Below are 20,456 nucleotides of genomic sequence, written 5' to 3'. Positions count from 1 at the left end.
GATTATATTATAGCCAGTCACGGATGTGTTGTACCGAGTACAGCACCCCTACCCAAACCGGCAGACTGAGCGCCATCCCCCATATGAGACCTTTAGCCAGCTTTTTGTCTACCTCCACCATGATCCTGCCCCTTTCCTTGGGAATAGCAGCAGTATGGGTCAAGAATACGGTATTCAAACCCGTAATTCCCAATCCCAACAAAAAAAGGTATGATAGAAAACGGAAAAGTGCTCTGCGCTGCCCCAAACTATAATTTAGGATTTACACATCTAATCTTTCAGGAGGAATACAAATGATCCGAAAAAAGATACGTCCCTGGTATATGCTTTGCCTGCTGGCTACCATGCTCGTGCTGGTTGCCGGATGTGGCACAAAAGCGACAGATGTAGAAGCCGCAAGCCGGACAAGCAGTACAACCCCTGCCGCGACTAAAGACAAGAGTAAACCTGTTTCTCATCCTATCGTCACGATTGTCATGAACGACGGTAAAAAGATTAAACTTGAGCTATACCCGGAAGTAGCACCGAACACCGTTAACAATTTCATTTCCCTGGTGCAAAAGGGCGCTTACAACGGTACGATCTTCCATCGTGTCATCCCCGGCTTCATGATTCAGGGCGGTGACCCGCAGGGTAACGGTACAGGCGGCCCCGGCTACAGCATCAAAGGCGAGTTCAAGAGCAACGGTGTCAACAATACGCTCAAGCACACGCGCGGCGTACTATCCATGGCCCGCTCAGCGGATCTGGATTCAGCCGGATCGCAATTTTTCATCATGGTTGCCGATGCGGATTACCTTGACGGTCAATACGCTGCTTTCGGCAAAGTAACGTCTGGATTGGACGTGGTAGATGCCATCGTGAACTCCAAGCGTGACAGCAATGATAAACCCATCAAACCAGCTACGATGAAAAAAGTAACCGTGGACACGTTGGGTAAGAAATATCCGGCTCCAGTCAAAGTGAAGTAAGACTATATCGGCCCTGTGCGTATGCATGGGGTCGTTTTACATGTTCTACAGAGATGTTTATCGTGTTCTACAGAATATTTACTTGGCTGCTGCCTCTGTGATGTAGTAAGAGTATATACACATGAGGAAGCGTTTTCAATCATTATTTTTAAAGCTTTTTCACCGATAAGGACCTGTCAGCGTTCGACAAAAGAAGCACTGAAAGAGATACTGTATCAGCTTAAGCCCGTACATACCGGCACCCACGGCAATCCCAATCCCACATACTCTTTTCACTCCACTATATTTTATACAGTTGTTCCTTGTTATTACCCAAATTTTAAGGAACTTGCACTTCACGCTCCGGCAGGTTGTAATGCGCCTTCCTTCCCTTGAGCAGCCATAGCTCCGGTGTATCCTGCACCCCTTCAAGTCTCAGGCTTAACGCCCTCGGCGGCAAATTACGTATGCGTAGCAGTAGACGGTTACCGTCTGCCGTTGCGTCCACAAGCTCTAATGGCATTAGTGAATCGTTCCTGCCTGTGCGGACCAGATCACCCGTTGCACCAGCCGAGCTCTCCCGGCTCCAGATACGCAGCTCATTCACAGACGGCGCGGCAATCCGCTTGCTGAAAGAAACGACCACTTCATCTGCGGTCGGCCTTTTCGCACAGAGCGGGATGGGCGGTTCATCGTACATATAGCCGCCCAGGTGGTATTCATAGGCGGTCCAGGCGTCATAACCGCCCTCCAGAGCGGCAGCCCCGAACTGCCGGATCCACTCGCGGTCCCGAACCATACACGCGAGTGAACCGATATCCGCCTGCACCCCGAGGGGCAGGCTCGGATTAGCGGCGCGTACCGCCTGCGCTATGCGGGCGTAGCCGCCAATATAATGCGGCGGCAGGCGGCGGCGCATCCAGTCCGGCCAATGGGTCTGGAGTACGTGCATATCCGGGGCTACGCACCCGATCATCGCTACCGCGTCCAGACCCTGCCATTCCCGTAGCTGGCCGGGCACATCGCCGCGTCCGTTCACGGCCAGCGACCACGTCGCCACGCAGATGTCCGGCCGGACATCACGCACGCCACCTGCGCCGTTCACCAGCTCGCCGATCAGCGCGTTCACGGCGTCCACGCGCAGATCGACCCACTGCGCGTACAGCTCCGGGACCTTCCGGTAGTAATTCCGCGCATGCTTGTCGCGGAAATCCGGAATGTCCTCGCCACTGCGCTCGCGGAAGGCCCGCCGGGCATGCGGCCCGATATCCCCATACACTCCACTGCGCAGCCCGTTCCATTCGGGAAAATACGACTCCGCCACCTCGAACCCGTCGAACGGAATGTCGGTGACCAGCCGGGCTGCGGCTTTCTTTTTCCACTCCACATACTCCTGTGCAAAATGCGAAAGCCGCTGAAACCCATCATTCGGTTCGCGCAGCAGTTCCATGCGCCATCCTTTCCACTCTGGCGGCAGCTGTGACACACCGAAGGAGCCATTGCCAAGCACCATCGCCCATACCGCGATTCCCCTGCGTTGAAAGGCTGCAACGAGCGCTCCATCCACTTCATTTTCACGCACAACAAAATAATGAACGCTCCGGTAGCCTGCAAGGGCGATTTCATCGGCTATACTGTCCCGCGAACGGTTGGCGTAATAGGGAAACAACGGATCGATTTGAATACTGGGGCCGCTCAGCGCCCACGGTTTTATTTTTCCGGTCAGGGCTATAGATTCTGTTGGTTGTGTCCCGTCCTTACCGTTATAGCTCAATTGAATCCACTCCCGTTACCCGTCTTCTTCGCTATATGCTCCTGTAGGTTCGCCTATGTTACCATAGTTCGCAAATTCCGTGAAATGTAGCCTCTCAGCGAAGTGTTTTCTCCGTGCTATGATCTTCCCCCAGACGTTCAGCGCTGTGCACAGCTCCTTTGCGAAAGCGGGCATACAGCCTGCCTCCAGGCAGCACCTCAAACAACAACATCATAAGAGAAAAGAATAAGAGCGCAATGACCTCTTCTGCCAGAATATACAGCGGATACGGCCCCAAAACATCCAATATCGACGGTGTTGACGGCTTTCCGGCAAGAAACATATAGTTTGCTCCGAGCACATCATCTACAGGCCAGACGATCAGCGCCAAGCCATTGAGGAAAAGCATTGCTCCCCCAACGCCCTTCCATGTCGGTTTTAGCCCTTCGATCCATGTCATGTACAAGGCTGCCAATATAATGGCACTATGAGCCACAAAAAAATGAATAAAACGATAGTGTGGAAAAGCGTATGCCAAATTAGGCGTGAGTACCGCTTGAAGCGCTCCTCCAATTCCGGCAAAAAGTATGATCGGATAGAGCCAGCGGCTACGGAAAATCAGCATCAGAATCGACAGCAGCAGCGTCACACTGCACAGCTCCAGCGGCAATGACGTCTGAGCATCCCAAATGTGCTGCGTCACATACCATATATTCAGAGTCACCTCTGACAGAATAAGTATGGTAACCAGGAGCCAGCGAATCCCCTCACTTAACGGCTTATGCGACTGAATCAGGCCCCGAGTCAGCCAAAGCAGTAAAGCGCATAAAATAAGCCCTAGTACAGCCAGCCCATGTGACGGGGTAAAAGCCTCGAATTCTTCCGGTACAGCAGCATCGAACCAGGACCATGACCACGGCTTGTTCATCAAAAGCCCCCCTCTATCCTTTTCCTCTTTCCCTGCATCCTATTTTATACCAAAAAAACAAATGTGTTATGATAAAAGATATCATATTCAAAGGAGACCCCTCATGCCCATTAGTCGCCGTTTGATCACAGATCAGGACTTCACCGAGGCGTTGGAACGTCATCTTCGTGTCCGCATATTTCAGGATGACCAGTTGATTGGTTCGGGCGGAGTCATTATCCGTTTTGACGATCAAACTATAGTCGTGCAATCCAGTGTCAGTGATCTGGCCTACCATCCCAGAAAGCAATGTGAGTTTTTTGAAATTAAAAAATAACCGCTACACACCGGGGAACCATCTTGCTTCGTTTTCCGGTGTATAGCAGTTACATTTGCTTGTCCTGACACGTTACGTTCTACAGTTGCATTCCACGTGTTTTCATCATGAGCTTGTTCGTAAGCACTTTCAAGTCCTCGGAAGAAGACGAAATTTCCTGCATAATAGCTGTTTCCTCATGAGCGGCCGTATAAATCTTATGTGCACCTTCCGAGAAGGCCCCTGACATTTGCTGAATACGATGGATCTGCTCGAAGGTTTGATCTACCCGATTCGTCTGCTCCGTCACAGCTTCTTCCATTAAACGAATACCTTCAACAAATTCACACACAATCGAGTTCAAACGACTCAATGTCTGATCCACCGAGCTTGTCCGTTCCGCCTCAGCGCTGACCAGTGATGTTTGCTGGTGCATTAGTTGTACCGTTTCCACAATTTGCGACTGCACACGGCTAACGATGGCATTGATTTGCTGCACCGATTCCGTGCTTTGTGAAGCCAATGCGCGAATCTGGTGAGCAACTACGGCAAACCCGTTACCCTCTTCTCCGGCACGTGCGGCTTCAATGGAGGCGTTCAGCGCCAGCAAATGAGTTTGTTCCGCGATATCCTTGACGGTGCTTGTAATCGCTTCAATTTGTGAAGCTTCCTTTTCCAGTCGTGCAATGGCCTGCTGCGAACGGCTATGCGAAGCAGTCAGCTCTCCCATTCCCTCCATCAGGGATGAAAAGACCGTCTGCGTCGAATCAACCGAATGCTCCATGTGGCCTGACAGTTCCAGCATATGTCCTGATTTGCTGCGCATCATTTTAAAATCGCCCAACATTCGATCCGCTGTTTCAATAGATTGGGCAGACGCATGCTTTTGCTGCTCTACACCTTCCAAAATATCCTCCACTACCGAAGACATGGACTCAATCTGTGTCGTAGCCTGTACAATAGCCGAACTAAGGTTTTCCGCATTTTGTGAAGTCGCTCTTGAGCTATACGATATCTCGTTAAACATATCCTTGATGTTTAGCATCATACTCCGGAATGCATCATAGAGCACCTTGATTTCGTCATCTGAACGACGATCAGGAATGACAACGGACAGATTCCCCGCCGAGGCTTCCTCAGCCGCCTTTGCCAATCTGACAATCGGACGTGTGAGAAATTTGGAGATCAACCACCCCAAAATGCCACTCCACAGAACGCCCATTAACAGAATGATTGAGATATACAGCCATTCCTGTGTACCTTGAGCAAGCCAGTCCTTGAGTACAAAAATAAAAAAAGCGCTTGTTCCATAGGTTATTGCAGAAATAGCGACAAATGCAGCAACCATCTTCGTACCTAGTGACATTTTCATGTAATGTAGCCCACCCCAAAAAACTCAAATTTGATTCCATTTTACCATATAATTGCTACAATTCTAGTGGTATTTTTCACAGACAACCTTATTTATGAGCATAAAGATAGAGAGACTTTAGGCCCTCCACCTTAACAGCCAAAAATAACATGTAACAGCCATCAGCGTGTATTTAAAAAATGGACGAGCCGCACTGCTACTTGCTTTACAGGCTATTCGTCACATATTAAACCATTGATTTTCAGGCACTCAACCATTCCATTATTCGGAATTATTGTCATTTTCCTGTTCACCGGCTGTTTTTTTGATCGCTTCAATTGTGTCTATTTGGTGACTGTTTTTTTCCAGTACGGTAAACTCCCATGAGCCTATGGTCATACTCTCTCCCTGTCGGATATCAAAATGCTCTGAAAGCATCCAGCCGCCAATCGTATATACGTCTCTGGCCTCAATATCCGTCTCCAAACGCCGATTGACTTCATGAATGAGCGCTTGCGATTTGAGTATGTAACGATGATCATCTGTTTTTGTAATGAGAGGGGTTAGCGCCGCAGGCGTTTCGGTATCGGTATAGGAAGGAATGTCGCCTACAATCTCCTCCATAATATCCTCCAGTGTAACCAATCCAGATGTGCCGCCATATTCGTCCACCAGCACCGCTACGGGAATACGCCGCTTTTGCATCTGAATCAGCAGGTCCCGGGCCTGAATCGTCTCAATCACCTGAAGCACTGGATGAATATAGGAAGCCATCGTGGTATTCCCTGTGCTGTGCCCTCGGGCCAAATCATGCAGCGCTTCCTTCACGCGAATCATTCCGATGATACGATCCCGATCCCCGTTTTCGGCTACAGGCAGAAAATTATAGACCTTCTCCTCGATCAGCTCCATAAACTCTGCTACCGTTGCCAGATGAGAAATGGAACGGATATGGATACGCGGTACCATAATCTCTTGCGCCGCACGGTCGTCAAAATCAAATACATTGTTCAGATAGCGGTATTCTGTCGGTGTAATTTCACCACTGCGGTATCCTTCGGATAATGCCAAACGCAGCTCTGCCTCACTGAGAGCCGCATCTTCCTCGGAAACCTTTTTCAGCCCGAAAAGTCCCGTAATAACACGCGAGGAACGGCTGAGCACCCAGTTCAGCGGATACGTCATTTTATAGAAGATCGTAATGGGACGGGCAAAAAACAAAGCCATCGGCTCCGCAATTTGTATAGCGAATGTTTTGGGGACCAGCTCCCCGATAACCACCTCGAAATACGTCAAAATCAGAAAAGCCAGCAAAAAGGATAATACTCCCGTGAGTCCGGCCGGAATATGTGCCAACACAAACAGCGGGTGCAGCAGCTTTTCAACCGTGGATTCCCCGAGCCAGCCTAACGCCATCGAGGTTAACGTGGTCCCTAGCTGACAAGCGGATAAATACTCGTCCAGCCGGGACAAAATATTTTTGACAGCTTTCGCATTTTTATTTCCTTCAGATGCAAGCTGATTGATACGGGATACCCGCACGCGAATCATAGAATACTCGGATGCGACGAAAAAAGCAGTTAACACAATCAATAAAATGACCAGGATCATATTCACAGTTTCCACAGCCCTCTCTTGCCTCGCCATATGAAGCAAGAAGCCCCCTTATGACGTTCATTTTTGGATGGACAGATCCTATAAGTCATTATGTCCATAATCGTGTATTACCCAAAAATGTAAAGAAGTAGACTATGTATGACAAGGTTAGCGGATCGCCAGCGGACTCTTTTGTACAATATCTATCCATTGATCGGCTATCAACTGGTGCCCAACCGCTGTCGGATGAACCCCGTCATGTAGCCAATAGGAAGCGTCCGCCTTGGTAGATGCCTCGTTCAGCACGCTTTGGAGCGGCACAAACACGGCCCCGAATTCGTCTGCAAGCTGACGCGTAAGCTGCTGATAGCCTGTTATTTTTTCCTGCCAAATGTCCCATCGTGCCTCGGTAGCTCCTGTTTTCAAAATAAACGGCTCACACAGCACCAGCCCGATATCGGGCTGCACTTCACGCGTTTCCTCCAAAATGTGGCGATAGGCACGTTCAAATCGGTCCGTCACACCGGACGGCTCCTGCTCCACGATTCGCCAGGCATCGTTCACTCCAATCAGAATACTGAGCAGGTCCGGCTTCAGGCTAAACGTGTCCTCATTCCAGCGCGCATACAAATCCGAAACCCGATCCCCCGAAATCCCCCGGTTCACAAATTCCGGCCGCGTAGCAGTCAAACGGCTCCCCAGTGCACCTGCGATCAGATACACATAGCTCTGACCCAGCCAATGGTTCGCGTCCTCATTCCGTCCTCTTCCTCCGTCTGTAATGGAGTCCCCCTGAAAAAGAATACGTGTGCGTCCTGTGTTAGTGCTACTAGTCATATTCCACATTCCCTCCTTAACCATTTCCAATAATATCCTTATCATACCTCGTATTTCTCAAATTAGAAAGCGATTTCAAAACATGAGAGAATTGTAGATTTGCCATATGATCTGAGTAATGATTCATTACGTTTAAATGAGTAATAAAAACAAGTATGCTATGTAAAATTAAAATGTATCTACTCCACATAAAACAGTAGCCCCGTCAAAATGACGGGGCTACTTATTAGAAGTCTACCTCAAATTGTTTAAGCTTTTCCCTAGCGCGATCTTTATCTTCTTGAGTTAACGGAGTGATTTCCCCATGAATAAAATTTGTTGGTAATGATGAACGATTCGCCTCTCCAAAAGGTATGATACTATCAAGAGCACCACTTACTTTCCCTTTTTTCAACTTCCCATCAAACTGTAACAAGTTTTTCATGATATCAACTCCTTCCAAGTATCCTTCAGGATTCAATAAGTCCTGTTGGTACGTAATAATATGTGGTAAACAACAGGCACCATTCTGGTTCTTTACATCCAAGGCCAACCTAAAGTCTTCAGCAAGTTGCTCTATAGCAACATTAATTTGCCAAGGAGCATCCCCTTCATTAAAGGATACAATTCTTTTGGAGCAATTGTCAAGGTATCCATATTCATCAAGCCAATCATAAACATCTAGGGTACTTTTAATGCCCATATTATCCCATGCACGAAATGTTAGAATATGACCGTACTCATGTATTATACTTGCTGCAACTCGTTCTCCGGTATTTAGTTTAGATATTTCACTTTCCCATCTTTCTGCTAATTCTTTTGAGATACTCTTCATTGATTGCAACATATGTATCCCATCCAAGTGGTAAGAAGAATCTTTCATTATCCTTGTGGCTGTGTGATCAGGAACTAAATAGATAGCCCTTCTGTCAGGATCGCGATCTGTAAATGCTGTTTCAGCTGGTCTACCGCGTTTTGAAACAGTAAATGGAAGGTTATAAATCAATTCATCAATTACTAATCCTCTATTTTCAACACATTTTAAGCCACTAAATATTTCATGTTTAGTTCTCGGAGGGTACCCATTATAGAGTATGCGCTCTACTCCATAAGAATCTTTAATATATCTATGATGAGTATCTGATCCCTTATCTAAAACATTTATGAATTTTGTTTCAAAATAGAAATCATCCAATTGTAATTCGCTTGGTTCAGCCGGATTAATATCTGTCACGGAACCCCTCCTCTATTCTCTCTAAACAAATTATAGTACTAAGAGGGGAAATATGGAAGGCATAAAATAAGAGATTATTGCCCTCATTCTCCTTTCAAAGACAATTCCCTCCTATTACTACTCAAAAGGTGAATCCCAAAAACGCCCACCTTACACTGCGCGGTAGTTGCACACCTCCCGAAAATTGCAGCCGCCGCACGCTCTGCGCGAAGGCATCGGAGTGAAAAAAGACTCGGGTTTCGGCCGATTATAATAATCATCATGAAGACAGGACTTCATTTCCTCGATGTATCGCCCAACATTGCCAACCACCTTGTCGATATCCTCCTGTGCAGGATGGTACACTTCATGCTCTCCGGTCATCAGATATTCCACACGCACCTCGATCTTCTCCAAGGGAAGCTGGTAATGCTCCTGCACATAGGAAGCATACAAAAATAACTGGTCGGAGAAGTCGCCTTCCTTGCCTGTCTTCCAATCTACGATAACCATGTCTCCATTGTCTCTACGGTAGAGCAAATCCATTTTGACATATACTTTCGTCTCATGAAGGAGCATCGTATCCCACTTTTCCACCTCGACGATTCGGGCCTCACCCTGCTGCAATTCACGCCAAACCGCAGTCCGGTACAGATTGTGTACCACCGCATGCTGTCGCTCCTTAATCCGGGCGATCCGTTCCGGAAGCACCTCGTCGTCGTAATAAACCTCCGCCAGCATGACGCGATTTTTCGGATCTTGTAGCCATAGTTCACGGTGTAGCGATTCCTTGTAGCTGTCATTCAGCATGTTCTTCATAGCTGTCTCGAGGTATGCTGTGCGCGGGATAGCCCCTTTTTCCACCCAACCACGTATGACCGATTCACACATTTGATGCGTAATATTCCCGAATAAAATATATAAGTTGCTTAGCTGCTTGAGCCGATACAACGTAACCTGCTCTTCACTGCCCTGTGCAGGGTTCCAGCCGTTATGCGAGCCGTAATAGTGGTAATAGTATTTGCGCAGGCATTCATCGAACGTTTGGGCCCTCGATTGCGAGTAGGACCAGGACGGGTACATAGCCATGAATAGGCCCTCCTTCGTTAGAACTTCCATGCTCTATTATACCGCAAGCCTGGACTGCATCGTCCAAAAAGAGCAAAGACTTTAACCCCTAGGTTAAAGCCTTCAACTGTCTAGTATAGTCCATTCGCAATGACTCCTGAGTTCTGTCCCACTCTGGCTTCATTTTCAATCCTTCTTTGCCGCATGAATCAAATCACTTACATTAACAGCACCATCCTCGCGGACGTTGACAACGAGTACCGGAGTTCCCAGCATTCCGCTGATCCACGTCTTATAATCTTCAACACGATCATTGGGAAGAATCGTCAAGATGACTCCAGCAAAGCCACCACCATGTACCCTGCATGCGCTGTCGTCTATTGATTTCAAATACATTTCCGTTAAGGCAAGCGCAACCGATACATCCTGTTCCCGGTCAACCCCGCTTCTATATACGTTTTGAAGCCATTTCCATGAAGAATTACCGGATTCGGTGACGAGCCTCAAGAAATCAGAAAAATGTCCCTCCTCCAGCGACTTCACCTGTTCATCCACACGCCTATTTTCTTCAAAAAAATGCAACGCCCGCAGTACTGCACGGTCTCCTGCTTTTTCCCTGACCATTTTGAGGTTGGCATACAGATCCTCCGGCGATAAGTCACGGCAAACAGAAGCACCTAAGGACTGAGCCACTGCACGCATTTCGTTGGGCACCGCCGCGTAATCGTCCGTTAAATCAGCATGGTCTCCGCCTGTATTGACGATAACCAGGGAATATCCGTTTTTTTGAAAATCCCAGTGAACTGGATTTATGATCGGTTCCTTGGGGTTTACAAAATCAATGGCAACCAATCCTCCATATGCGCAAGCCATTTGGTCAAGCAGACCCGACGGCTTGTACCAGTAGCTATTTTCGGCGTACTGGCCGATTTTGGATTTGGCGACAGCATCTAACGCTCCCTCATTATAAAAATGACTGATTATAGTGCAGATCAACATTTCAAATGAAGCAGAAGAGCTTAATCCTGAAGCAGAGAACACATTGCTTGATATATAAGCCCGGAATCCTCCGATGCGATAGCCGAATTCGAGCAAGCCAGCCGCAATACCGCGGACGAGAAGCGTCGTACCGTCATCCTCCGGTCGTGGTGACAAGTCGTTTAAATCAATGACGTATTTCGTTTTGTAGCCTTCGGAAAAGAACGTAATTACAGGCTCCTCCACTTTAGCAGCTACAGCGATGGTATCAAGTGTAATACTGCCTGCCAGCACCTTCCCGTGATTGTGGTCTGTATGATTCCCTCCAATTTCGCATCTTCCCGGAGCACTAAACCATTCAATATCCCCGACGCCGAAGTGCTCCCGGTACGCCTGTAGAAGTGATTGATATCGCGTCGTTTGCTCCACAACCTGCTGTTGACCGTACATTCGAGCAAGTACAATTTGCCCCTCACTAGAATTCAATAGTTCCATATCTTTCATCGTTATATCCCCCTATTGTAGGTAATTTCCACCGTGGCACCTGACCGCAAATATATAAATGGCTCAACAACAATATCATTATCTCAATTTTCCCTGTGCAAAAATAGGGTACTATTTTAATCTATAATCGCTTATTTAAATCGTTTCTGTGATTATTTTAAGGTAGATTGGATTCATAAGGTTATGCAAAAAAAGAACCGACCCTTGAACGGGCCGGTTCCTGTTTCTATACCTGCATATTCCATGCACCAGCAGTGCTGGCTGGAGACAGATATGTGGAATTTCTTTTTAGTCGCGTTTCAATACATACTCACCATTACTGTTACGGGTTACTGTAGCACCCAGTTCTTCGGCAACCGATTTGAAAGGAACATACAGCGAACCATATTCATCTGTATATGGAGCTTGTGGCAGCGTTAATGTGTTTCCTTCCAGTACAACCTGTTTGGAGCCGCTTTTCAGCTTCAGGGTCTTACTTGTAATATCATCCACAACTGTAATTTGCTTGGCAGTTGCATCCCATTTTAATTCGGAACCGAGTTCGTATGTCAACTCACGCAGTGGAATGAAGGCGGTACCTCCACGATTCTCCAAAACGTAGTAATCGTCTTTCGGATCGAAAGTGGTTTCTACTTTTGTAATTTCCAGATCATTTTTTAAAATATTGTAGATCGGAGAATTCACATCAAAATTGCGAAGTGTCGCTCCCGGTGTTAATTCAGCTCGCTTATTCAGGTCGATAACACCATTGGAGATATCTACCTTGTCGGCTGTTACACTACCATTCACATTCCAGGATTGAGCTTCCGTAACAATCGAGAAGGACTTCACTGGAAGACTATCTACTTCTGGCAAAGCAACCGTCAGGTCTGACAGTGATTTGCGGACATTTCCTTTTTCATCAAAATACGTATCGGTTTTCAGCACCGTGTTGGAACTTAGAACCGTTTTGATTTCAGGAGATTGTGCATATAACGTGCTTACCCCTACATCATATTGAGCTACGGCCAGATCCAAATACTTTTTAACCTCGGTATAAGCCTCATTGACCAGTTTTTCCTTGTTCGTGTTCAGTTCGCTTGTGACTTGATCAGCACCTTCAACATTTATGCTGGAAGCGATATTTTTAGTAAAATCAATCACTTGGCTGATCAGTTCTTTCAAGCCCGCCTCGTCCTTGGCCAGATTGGTCAGGAATGGTTTTACCAATGTGACCAGCTCATCCCCACGAAGCTCCACATGCAAGCGGGTCAGCTTCACTTTATCCTTCTCACCGTATACTTCCTCGGTTACAGACGTTGCAGAAATGGTTGAAGGGTTAGGAGCATGCTTGAGTACAAGTGCTGCGGCTGTTTTCGTCAGATCTCTTACATCTTTGGAGTATACATAAGGATCAAATCCGGCAGGCAGACCGCTCAAGCTCTCCTGCGAGTTCAAAGATATGTAATAAGGTTTTTTGGCACCTTCCAGTTGAATAGCCATACCTTGGCGGTCCAAAGCAAGTTCAAACGGCAAATTATACTTGTCGATGTGCAATGTACCCTTGGCGGAAGCGAGTTCCTCCGATTGTACCTTGACTTCATCCACTGTTACGGAAATGGAATTGATTAAATCAACAATTTCCTGATCTCCTTGCGTAATGCCTTCTTTTGGAGTCAATTTAAGAGATATCTTCTCCGTTGACTGCTGGGATTTCACATCAAGTGTGCCCAAAAGGTTTTTACTTACATCGAATCCGCCTACTGCCTGGCAACCTGTCAAAGCTACCATTAGCAGAATAAGAGGGACGGCAATCCATTTTTTTATATTCATAATTAATCCCCTTTCAAGATATTACCGATATCTCTTCTATTATCTCAGTGTTAGCACGCATTGTAAATGACTAGAATGGAAAATAGAAGTAGTCATTTAGGATCATTTTTCAGCCTGTAGCATCCGGTGAGCCAACAATGCCATCTCCAGACAACGACGTTTATCCGGGTCTGCCAGATTTTCTCCTATGATCTCATTAATTTTGTCCAGTCGATTGTAGAGAGTTTGCCTGTGAATGTACAGGATTCCGGCAGTATCGCGCTTGGAGCCATAGCATCGAAAATAAGCATCCAGCGTATCCAGAAGCTGCATATGGTGCTCACGGTCATGCGCAATCAGCCCGCCCAAATGATCCTGTACAAACTCTTGTAAAAAAGGAGTGCGGGGCGCGGCTTTCAACAACTGATAAATTCCGATACTGTCGTAAAAAAGTAGATCGCTCATGGCCGGAACGCTTCGCGCCACTTCAATAACCTGATAAGCCTCTTCAAAACTACGGCCTGCTCCGGTCATCCGGTACCTTACTTTACCGAAACCTGCATGAATGCGCACCTTGTCAAGCTGCCCAGCGGCATAGTTCTGGATATATTGCACGGTATGGGCAAGCACTTTCTTCATTTGTGCCGCGGAACGCAGGGTCAATTCCTCCTTGGCGCAAAGAATGTAGCACTGGTTACCCTTCATCATGAGCAGATTGTGCAGCGTCTCCTTTTTCAGCAAAGAACGGAGCAATACCAATATATCCTGGTTAATGGACTCCTTGCGCACCTGACTGGCTTCCTTATCCTGATGCTCCACCTCAATAACCCCGGCCCAAAATAAATACTGACTCTTGGACAGCAGACGTAGCCCCATCCGGGTCTGAGCCTGTTCCTCGCTGGGAAGCTGTCCGCTCAGCACATCCTGAATCAGTTCATTCTGGTTGCGCAACAACCGGTCTTCGAGGAACTGAGTTCTCAGCACCAGCGTAGCGGCTGCCTTGGCTGTGTAGTCAAGCAGCAGCGACAGTTCTTCCGTCGGCGTTTCGCCATGCAGCACCAGACCTACAGCGGAGAACACCTGCCCAAAGCAGACAACCGGCTGAAACAAGACGGCGGTGGATTCATTGAGATGAAACAGCAAGTGACCTTCCCGGTCAGGTGTCATGCTGGATTCCACCTCATTGGCATAGAAATTCGCAATGCGGTCAGCCACATCAGGCTGGATGGAAGGCACGAACCGATTGGTATCAATGGAAGACATGTAGATGACCTGCCGGGCGGCATAATCATGAAGTACCCGTAAAAGGGCACTCATATCCGTGCTGCGCAACGTCTCCTGCTGAAGCTGGCGCGAGAAGCGCTCCAGATCTTTCAACAGTTCGTGGTGGCGGTTAATAAGCAGGGAATGAATGTCTTGCGTGATTTCAACAAAACGTACCGGCTGTTCAAATACGATGACTGGAAAATGATGCCGTTCCGCCAACTCCAGAATTTCCGGCGGAATCTCATGGATGCTCGTACCCAGCTCCACGCACAGTCCTGCGGCTTCGGAACGGATCAACTGCTCCATATACTCAGCGCGTTCCTCCCCTTCCCGGGTCAGCCACAGGCCAGTTGTCAAAATCAGGTCATGACGACTTACAAAGGGGGTTACATTTGTGATTTCCAGCACATGGACCCAGCCGACCCGGTGACTCGTGCCCTGCTCCCCGGCTGCCAGCTTGGCCCGCCGGAATACCGGACGTTCCAGTACATCCGCAATGGTAAAGGTTTTTTTACCGTTCATCGGAATTCTCCTTATGTATATGTCTTTATGTCATTTTATATGACACCTATTCATCAAAAAGTCGAGCCTTGAAGTCCGATAATCCGACAAAATGTATGATGTCAAGGAACTTTTCCACTTGTAAACTGTACCTAATCTAACATGAATTGCATTTGTCGGCTTGAGTCCATTTAACTAATTGGCAGGGCTGCACAAAAATGATAATGCAATTTTTGAATCGGTTTGGTGCAGCTAATAGCAACATAGCAACGCAGAAACACAGCAAACAGCAACACAGCAGCATAGCTGCCCTAAAGAATAATTATTTGCCGGTGGGTAACCATTATTTACAGGAGAGGTGAACAGAATGAAAATTGGAATTCCGAAAGAGATTAAAAACAATGAAAATCGTGTCTCCTTGACACCTGCTGGTGCAGCTCAGATGATCCAGCACGGACATCACGTGTTTGTGGAAAGTCATGCAGGGGTTGAAAGTGGCTTTACGGATGGAGATTATGCCGCGGCGGGTGCAACGATTGTACAGCACGCAGCGGATGTGTGGTCTCAGGCGGATCTGATTATCAAGGTGAAGGAGCCGTTGTCCGCAGAATACGGATATTTTCGACAAGGACTGATTTTGTTCACCTATCTCCATTTGGCTGCTGAGCCGGCACTGGCACGGGCTCTGGTGGACAACGGCGTAACTGCCATCTCTTATGAAACCATAGATGTCGGGGGAAGCCTTCCGTTGCTTACCCCGATGAGCGAGGTCGCAGGTCGAATGGCTGTGCAAATCGGGGCACAGCTACTGGAAAAACCGCAGGGCGGCAAAGGCATCCTGCTGGCAGGCGTCCCGGGAGTCCAGCGCGGCAAAGTGACCATTATTGGCGGCGGGGTCGTCGGCACGAACGCTGCCAAGGTAGCCATCGGCCTCGGCGCGGACGTGACGCTGATCGACCTGAGCCTGCATCGGCTGCGCCAACTGGACGATATTTTCGGCAATCAGCTCCATACGCTGGTGTCCACACCGTCCAACATTGCCGAAGCCGTAGCGCAGAGCGATTTGCTGATCGGTGCTGTCCTGATCACCGGGGCCAAAGCCCCACGTCTCGTAACCGAGGCCATGGTGCAGACGATGCAGCCCGGCTCTGTGATCGTGGATGTCGCCATCGACCAGGGAGGTATTGTCGAGACGATTGACCACATCACGACACACGATCAGCCGACCTATGTGAAGCATGGCGTCATTCACTATGCCGTAGCGAACATGCCGGGCGCAGTGCCGCAAACCTCGACGCTTGCTCTGACGAATGCGACGCTGCCCTTCGCCCTCCAGCTTGCGGATCAGGGGGTGCAGGAAGCCCTTCGCAGAAGCAAGCCATTGCTCAGCGGCACGAATGTCCTGAACGGTCATATCACCTACGAGGCAGTAGCCCGTGATCTGGGTTATCCTTACGTTCCTGTGGATCAGGCGTGGCAGGCAAAAGCATTAAAATAGAGTCGCGGTAGCTCAAAGAACCACACGTTCTTCCCCTCGGGGCATGACCGTGTGGTTCTTTTTCTTCTAGCTGAATCCATTGTTTTCGCTGCATATCAGACGATTTCTGCCGTCAGAAACGTCTGGAGACGGCGGTAAATATCTGTGATCTCTTCCAGCGACATGCGAACCAGTCCGCTGGACGAAGGGGCTACAAATTCATGCATCTCGGGGATCAGCGGTTCGGGCTGAAATCCCCAATCTGCTTTGGATTTTTTACTGTATTCGGTATATACACCTTTGCCGACAAAGCAGGCTACCTTGGGACGGTATTCCTTTAGCTTGGCATGTAGCTTCAGACGTCCTTCGGCGTATTCCTCGCGTGCAATGTCCTCCACTCCCCTCGTGGGCCGGGAAACAATGTTCGTAAAACCGTAGCCAAGCTTGAGCAACTCCTCATCCTCTGATGGATCGTACAAGCGAGGGGTCAAACCCGCTCCCTCCAGTATGCGCCAAAAACGGTTGCGCGGGTTCGCATAATGATGCCCCACTTCTCCTGACTTCAAGCTGGGATTGAAGCCGATGAATACGACAGATAATCCGTAATCCAAATGATCATCTACCTCATGTAGCTCTGTCTTGGTTCCTGTTTCTCTCTCTGCCATGGTGCCCCTCCCTCAAACGATATCCAGCGGCTGCTTCTGCGTAGGCGGCGGAAAAGCCTCGTCTATTGTTGCAGTTATTCAGGAGTGAGCTGGATATTCACTGCCGCTGCATTTTCCCGTACATGCGATTCCTGCACCACCCTCAGCATACATTTCAGCCGTATCGACCAACGTCATGCCCAGATCCAAGCCAAGTTGAAGCGCGCGCATTTCCTCTTGCCGAAGCGAAGCTTTTTCACCTATATGCCATGTACCCTGTCCGATCAGTGGCACCTCACGGCCATCAGCCCATGTGAATACACTTTTCTTCTGTTGGCTCATATGTTCTGCTTCCTTACTTTATTTACTCAGGACTGTATCTGCTCAGGAACCTGATGCCGCAGGCTTGTCAAAGACATGGCTCTGGGTCCAATGCTGTCCACCATCCGAGGTGGTATACAGTACCGGAGCCTTCTCTGAATCCGAGAAAATAGCCCAGCCTTCCTTGGCATTGGCCATCCCGATTTGCTGGCCGCCATAGCCGTCAAAGCTTTGCTTGCCGTTGTTCCACGTCTTGCCTCCGTCATTTGTCCAGCCGATGGTATTGGGTTTGTCGCACGGTGCGCAGTAGCCGCCCATCAACGCGGTACTGCTGTTTACCGCATAGAGCATCCCCGGTGCCGCCCCTTCGTTTTTGGGAACCTGATTGTCTTGCTGGCTAATGCCGGGTGCCGGACCGCCGCCAGCGGTGGCATTGGCCAGCACAGCACGCCAGCTTTGGCCGCTATCGGCGGTATGCCAAAGCGAATACGAGGTCTGATTCATACCCGTATCCCCAACCAACTCAATCCATGCGTTTCCGCGTTCTACCGAACGAATAATTACACCGTTCAGAGGCGCTTCGGAGGTCCGTGACAGAACGGTGGTCCACTTCTGACCGCCATTCGTTGTGTGTAAGATACGGAACGAGCCCTCTGTGCTTTGCGTTACCGCCCAACCGTTGTGCTGATCATGATAGTATGGTTGCCCAACCATGTGATCAGGTACGGGAAGCGCGGACCAGGTTTGACCGCCATCCTTCGTATACTGATTACCGCTCAATCCCTCCTTGGGCGATATAAAGTGCAAAAAGCCCGCTTGTCCTTGCTTCGGCACCGTCCCGGTACTTTCCCAGCGTTTACCACCATCCTGAGTTGCCAGCAGCGTACCACTGTCTGCCATGACGGCCCATGCCTGCTGCCCATTCAAGGCAAAAATTTGCTGCACTGTCCCTTGACCCTGATATTGCACATCCCATGCCGCTCCGATTGAACCGGATGCACCTGCATCTGTCCGAGCAATCCAGCCCTTCCCACCGATCCAGCCGGATTTGCCATCGATCAGGCGCAGCGCGGTCACATCGTCCATGCGAACCTTCGCCGCATTCTCATCTGTAGACGCTTGTCCACCTGCCCCCGATGCAACGCCTGTACCGCCAGTTGTGCCATTTTTTCCGTCAGAAGCGGTCTGCTGTCCCGGTGTATTCACAGTGGCTCCCGAAGTACCCGGTTGCGCCGAAGCGGAACCCTTTTGCCCATCCTTAACAGTTTGCCCGTTCTGCTCTTTCTGTCCGGCCTGTGTTGCACCTGCTCCACAACCTGCTATCATGATGGATACGGCGAGCAAAAGCGCCCATGCCGATAATTTTTTCTTCATTATTCGTTCATCCCCTTATTGTGTTAGTGCAATGCTGCGTGGGTATGTAACCGCAGCAAGGTATATCCTATGTATTACCCTGCTGCCTTCGTTTCACTCTCGACGGATGAAACCCGAAAATCGACAGTGTAAAAACCTCGTCTACGGATTTATCGGAACAAAACCGTCTTTTTCAATGATCCGTTTGCCCTCTTCGCTTTGCAGCCATTGGAGCAGCCGCTGAACCGAAGGGCTGGACCTCTCTCCTTCCCGTGTGACCACGAACAATTGAGCGGTGAACGGATATTGCTGCGAACGGATATGCTCCTTGTTTGGCATCATTCCATCAATGGACAAGAATTTAACTTCTTGTCGCTTATGCATCACATTGGCAAAATAATAAAACGAATACCCGAGCGCATTGTGATCCTTGTTAAAATCGGCGACTGCATTAATCATACCACCCATGATGCCAATCGTGCGCTCCCGGGGCGGCTCGGCCATGTCATGGTCTGCCATCACTTTCTTTTGCATATATGTCTGACTTCCCGAATTTTCTTCCCGCTGATAGGCTACAATCGGCTGGTCCTTGCCTCCCACTTCACTCCAATTATGAATGGAGCCTTCATAAATGCGACGAATCTGCTTTGAGGACAGATTATGAACCGGATTGTCCATGTGAACGAGAAAAATAAACGCATCCCGCCCAATTGGAGTAAGCTTCATTTTCACTCCCTGACTTTTCGCAAGTTGCAGCTCCCCATCGGATGGTCCGGCCACCAGAATCAGATCAGCCTTCTTGTCGATCAGATTTACATACGCCTGATGCGTCGTGTTGAATCTCAATTCGTGCGCTGCGCGCGCCTTGCTCATTCCGGTCAGCTCATGCAGCATATCCTGTGCGAACGGAATCGCCGCTGTAGCCCCATCGACCACTGGAAAATCCCGTTCTGCGATCAACGGACGATGAGGCAGCATTAGTGCAATGGTCAGCACAATAACGAGCGCGGCAGACATAGCGGCAACGACCCATTGCCATCTATGATCTTCCTTTCCGTTCTCTCCTGTCACCGCCGGATAACGATCCACCCCAACACCCACTACCATTCCGGCTATCGGCAGCAGTGCAGTCAGCAGAAACCAGATTTCACCATGCTGTGTATACGGCTCCAATACCTCCAGCACAGGCTCCGCCCACGCGTGATAGATTGAAAACAGTTGCCACGAGCCGCCCCACACTTCGGATGGTTGACCGCCAGAGCCTTGTAACCCCACCATCCATAAACCCAGGCCACATAATAATGATAACAGCCCTGTCAGCATGAGCGGAAGCTTGTGCAGACTGGAAGTACGTGCACTCCAGACACCATAAGCCGCAAAAATCAGTCCAACAATCCAGGCGTATAATATCATCATCACAATTACCGCAGTATCCGTCACATCTTCGCGCCTCAGCAGAATCTGCACATTAGACGCCACAGCCATACTCCAAATGACATTAAACATGACTGAAAACAATCCAAACATAAATGTACCGCCCAGCCACGGCCAAAACCATGCTAGCCGCATGGAGGTGCCTGTTTCCGGCTCGGTTATAACTCCCTTTGGATCAGACATGTACATCCCCCTATATCTTTTAAATAAAATGAGC

Annotated in this window: 18 protein-coding genes; 3 read left to right on the top strand and 15 right to left on the bottom strand. The window is 48.8% G+C overall.

Features of this window, described 5'->3' with window-relative positions; all coding sequences use genetic code 11:
* Positions 1-7: 7 nt before the first annotated feature.
* On the bottom strand, positions 8-178 hold the full coding sequence (locus tag HPL003_RS29205; protein WP_167321405.1) for a hypothetical protein: 171 nt from the start codon (positions 176-178) through the stop codon (positions 8-10).
* 115 nt (positions 179-293) lie between these two features.
* Here HPL003_RS29205 and HPL003_RS13085 point away from each other — a divergent pair, with 115 nt between their 5' ends.
* The gene (locus tag HPL003_RS13085; protein ID WP_014280140.1) at positions 294-971 is read left to right on the top strand and encodes a peptidylprolyl isomerase; all 678 of its coding nucleotides are present in this window, start codon (positions 294-296) and stop codon (positions 969-971) included.
* Between the two features lie 319 nt (positions 972-1,290).
* Here the strand turns inward: HPL003_RS13085 and HPL003_RS30515 are convergent, their stop codons facing one another.
* The gene (locus HPL003_RS30515; RefSeq protein ID WP_014280139.1) at positions 1,291-2,724 is read right to left on the bottom strand and encodes a hypothetical protein; all 1,434 of its coding nucleotides are present in this window, start codon (positions 2,722-2,724) and stop codon (positions 1,291-1,293) included.
* A 94-nt stretch (positions 2,725-2,818) separates the two neighbouring features.
* Entirely contained in the window at positions 2,819-3,631 is an 813-nt protein-coding gene (locus HPL003_RS13075; protein WP_014280138.1) for a YwaF family protein, read from the bottom strand.
* Positions 3,632-3,734: 103 nt separating this feature from the next.
* Here HPL003_RS13075 and HPL003_RS13070 point away from each other — a divergent pair, with 103 nt between their 5' ends.
* On the top strand, positions 3,735-3,947 hold the full coding sequence (locus HPL003_RS13070) for a hypothetical protein (protein WP_014280137.1): 213 nt from the start codon (positions 3,735-3,737) through the stop codon (positions 3,945-3,947).
* A gap of 79 nt (positions 3,948-4,026) precedes the next feature.
* Here HPL003_RS13070 and HPL003_RS13065 read toward each other — a convergent pair whose 3' ends face one another.
* From HPL003_RS13065 to HPL003_RS13030, 8 genes are all read right to left on the bottom strand, one after another.
* Positions 4,027-5,298: a methyl-accepting chemotaxis protein gene (locus tag HPL003_RS13065; RefSeq protein WP_014280136.1), complete on the bottom strand. Its 1,272-nt coding sequence runs from the start codon at positions 5,296-5,298 to the stop codon at positions 4,027-4,029.
* Positions 5,299-5,559: 261 nt separating this feature from the next.
* A complete protein-coding gene (locus HPL003_RS13060) occupies positions 5,560-6,903 on the bottom strand; it encodes a hemolysin family protein (RefSeq protein WP_043922679.1) in 1,344 nt (447 codons plus the stop codon).
* 138 nt (positions 6,904-7,041) lie between these two features.
* Positions 7,042-7,755, bottom strand: a complete 714-nt coding sequence (locus HPL003_RS13055; RefSeq protein ID WP_081473715.1) for an SGNH/GDSL hydrolase family protein — start codon at positions 7,753-7,755, stop codon at positions 7,042-7,044.
* Between the two features lie 181 nt (positions 7,756-7,936).
* Positions 7,937-8,923: a hypothetical protein gene (locus HPL003_RS13050; RefSeq protein ID WP_014280133.1), complete on the bottom strand. Its 987-nt coding sequence runs from the start codon at positions 8,921-8,923 to the stop codon at positions 7,937-7,939.
* Between the two features lie 150 nt (positions 8,924-9,073).
* Positions 9,074-9,991, bottom strand: coding sequence for a PD-(D/E)XK nuclease family protein (locus tag HPL003_RS13045; protein WP_014280132.1), 918 nt, complete (start codon positions 9,989-9,991; stop codon positions 9,074-9,076).
* 165 nt (positions 9,992-10,156) lie between these two features.
* Complete coding sequence (locus tag HPL003_RS13040) at positions 10,157-11,452, bottom strand: galactokinase (RefSeq protein ID WP_014280131.1); 1,296 nt, start codon at positions 11,450-11,452, stop codon at positions 10,157-10,159.
* A 288-nt stretch (positions 11,453-11,740) separates the two neighbouring features.
* Positions 11,741-13,264: a copper amine oxidase N-terminal domain-containing protein gene (locus HPL003_RS13035; RefSeq protein WP_014280130.1), complete on the bottom strand. Its 1,524-nt coding sequence runs from the start codon at positions 13,262-13,264 to the stop codon at positions 11,741-11,743.
* A gap of 102 nt (positions 13,265-13,366) precedes the next feature.
* Positions 13,367-15,031: a PucR family transcriptional regulator gene (locus HPL003_RS13030; protein ID WP_014280129.1), complete on the bottom strand. Its 1,665-nt coding sequence runs from the start codon at positions 15,029-15,031 to the stop codon at positions 13,367-13,369.
* A gap of 346 nt (positions 15,032-15,377) precedes the next feature.
* Here HPL003_RS13030 and ald point away from each other — a divergent pair, with 346 nt between their 5' ends.
* Complete coding sequence (gene ald, locus HPL003_RS13025) at positions 15,378-16,508, top strand: alanine dehydrogenase (RefSeq protein WP_014280128.1); 1,131 nt, start codon at positions 15,378-15,380, stop codon at positions 16,506-16,508.
* 95 nt (positions 16,509-16,603) lie between these two features.
* Here the strand turns inward: ald and HPL003_RS13020 are convergent, their stop codons facing one another.
* The 4 genes from HPL003_RS13020 to HPL003_RS13005 form a co-directional block, all read right to left on the bottom strand.
* Positions 16,604-17,152 carry a mismatch-specific DNA-glycosylase gene (locus HPL003_RS13020; protein WP_014280127.1) on the bottom strand — a complete coding sequence of 183 codons (549 nt, stop codon included), beginning with the start codon at positions 17,150-17,152 and terminating at the stop codon, positions 16,604-16,606.
* A gap of 78 nt (positions 17,153-17,230) precedes the next feature.
* The gene (locus HPL003_RS13015) at positions 17,231-17,473 is read right to left on the bottom strand and encodes an aldo/keto reductase (protein WP_014280126.1); all 243 of its coding nucleotides are present in this window, start codon (positions 17,471-17,473) and stop codon (positions 17,231-17,233) included.
* A 42-nt stretch (positions 17,474-17,515) separates the two neighbouring features.
* On the bottom strand, positions 17,516-18,826 hold the full coding sequence (locus tag HPL003_RS13010; protein ID WP_014280125.1) for a beta propeller repeat protein: 1,311 nt from the start codon (positions 18,824-18,826) through the stop codon (positions 17,516-17,518).
* A gap of 141 nt (positions 18,827-18,967) precedes the next feature.
* Positions 18,968-20,422, bottom strand: a complete 1,455-nt coding sequence (locus HPL003_RS13005) for a PstS family phosphate ABC transporter substrate-binding protein (RefSeq protein WP_014280124.1) — start codon at positions 20,420-20,422, stop codon at positions 18,968-18,970.
* Positions 20,423-20,456 lie beyond the last annotated feature (34 nt).

The sequence above is a fragment of the Paenibacillus terrae HPL-003 genome, from assembly GCF_000235585.1.
GTDB classification, from domain to species: Bacteria; Bacillota; Bacilli; order Paenibacillales; family Paenibacillaceae; genus Paenibacillus; species Paenibacillus terrae_B.
Note: the sequence above shows the minus strand (reverse complement) of the source record. Positions and strands in the feature narration are given on the sequence as shown.

Bases quoted from the DNA above. Each gene is read 5' to 3' on its own strand.
- HPL003_RS13040 (WP_014280131.1), bottom strand. From the start codon at position 11,452: ATGAAAGATATGGAACTATTGAATTCTAGTGAGGGGCAAATTGTACTT.
- HPL003_RS13045 (WP_014280132.1), bottom strand. From the start codon at position 9,991: ATGGCTATGTACCCGTCCTGGTCCTACTCGCAATCGAGGGCCCAAACG.
- HPL003_RS13070 (WP_014280137.1), top strand. From the start codon at position 3,735: ATGCCCATTAGTCGCCGTTTGATCACAGATCAGGACTTCACCGAGGCG.
- HPL003_RS13075 (WP_014280138.1), bottom strand. From the start codon at position 3,631: ATGAACAAGCCGTGGTCATGGTCCTGGTTCGATGCTGCTGTACCGGAA.
- HPL003_RS13055 (WP_081473715.1), bottom strand. From the start codon at position 7,755: ATGATAAGGATATTATTGGAAATGGTTAAGGAGGGAATGTGGAATATG.
- HPL003_RS13020 (WP_014280127.1), bottom strand. From the start codon at position 17,152: ATGGCAGAGAGAGAAACAGGAACCAAGACAGAGCTACATGAGGTAGAT.
- HPL003_RS13030 (WP_014280129.1), bottom strand. From the start codon at position 15,031: ATGAACGGTAAAAAAACCTTTACCATTGCGGATGTACTGGAACGTCCG.
- HPL003_RS13065 (WP_014280136.1), bottom strand. From the start codon at position 5,298: ATGAAAATGTCACTAGGTACGAAGATGGTTGCTGCATTTGTCGCTATT.
- ald (WP_014280128.1), top strand. From the start codon at position 15,378: ATGAAAATTGGAATTCCGAAAGAGATTAAAAACAATGAAAATCGTGTC.
- HPL003_RS13085 (WP_014280140.1), top strand. From the start codon at position 294: ATGATCCGAAAAAAGATACGTCCCTGGTATATGCTTTGCCTGCTGGCT.
- HPL003_RS13015 (WP_014280126.1), bottom strand. From the start codon at position 17,473: ATGAGCCAACAGAAGAAAAGTGTATTCACATGGGCTGATGGCCGTGAG.
- HPL003_RS13010 (WP_014280125.1), bottom strand. From the start codon at position 18,826: ATGAAGAAAAAATTATCGGCATGGGCGCTTTTGCTCGCCGTATCCATC.
- HPL003_RS13035 (WP_014280130.1), bottom strand. From the start codon at position 13,264: ATGAATATAAAAAAATGGATTGCCGTCCCTCTTATTCTGCTAATGGTA.
- HPL003_RS13005 (WP_014280124.1), bottom strand. From the start codon at position 20,422: ATGTCTGATCCAAAGGGAGTTATAACCGAGCCGGAAACAGGCACCTCC.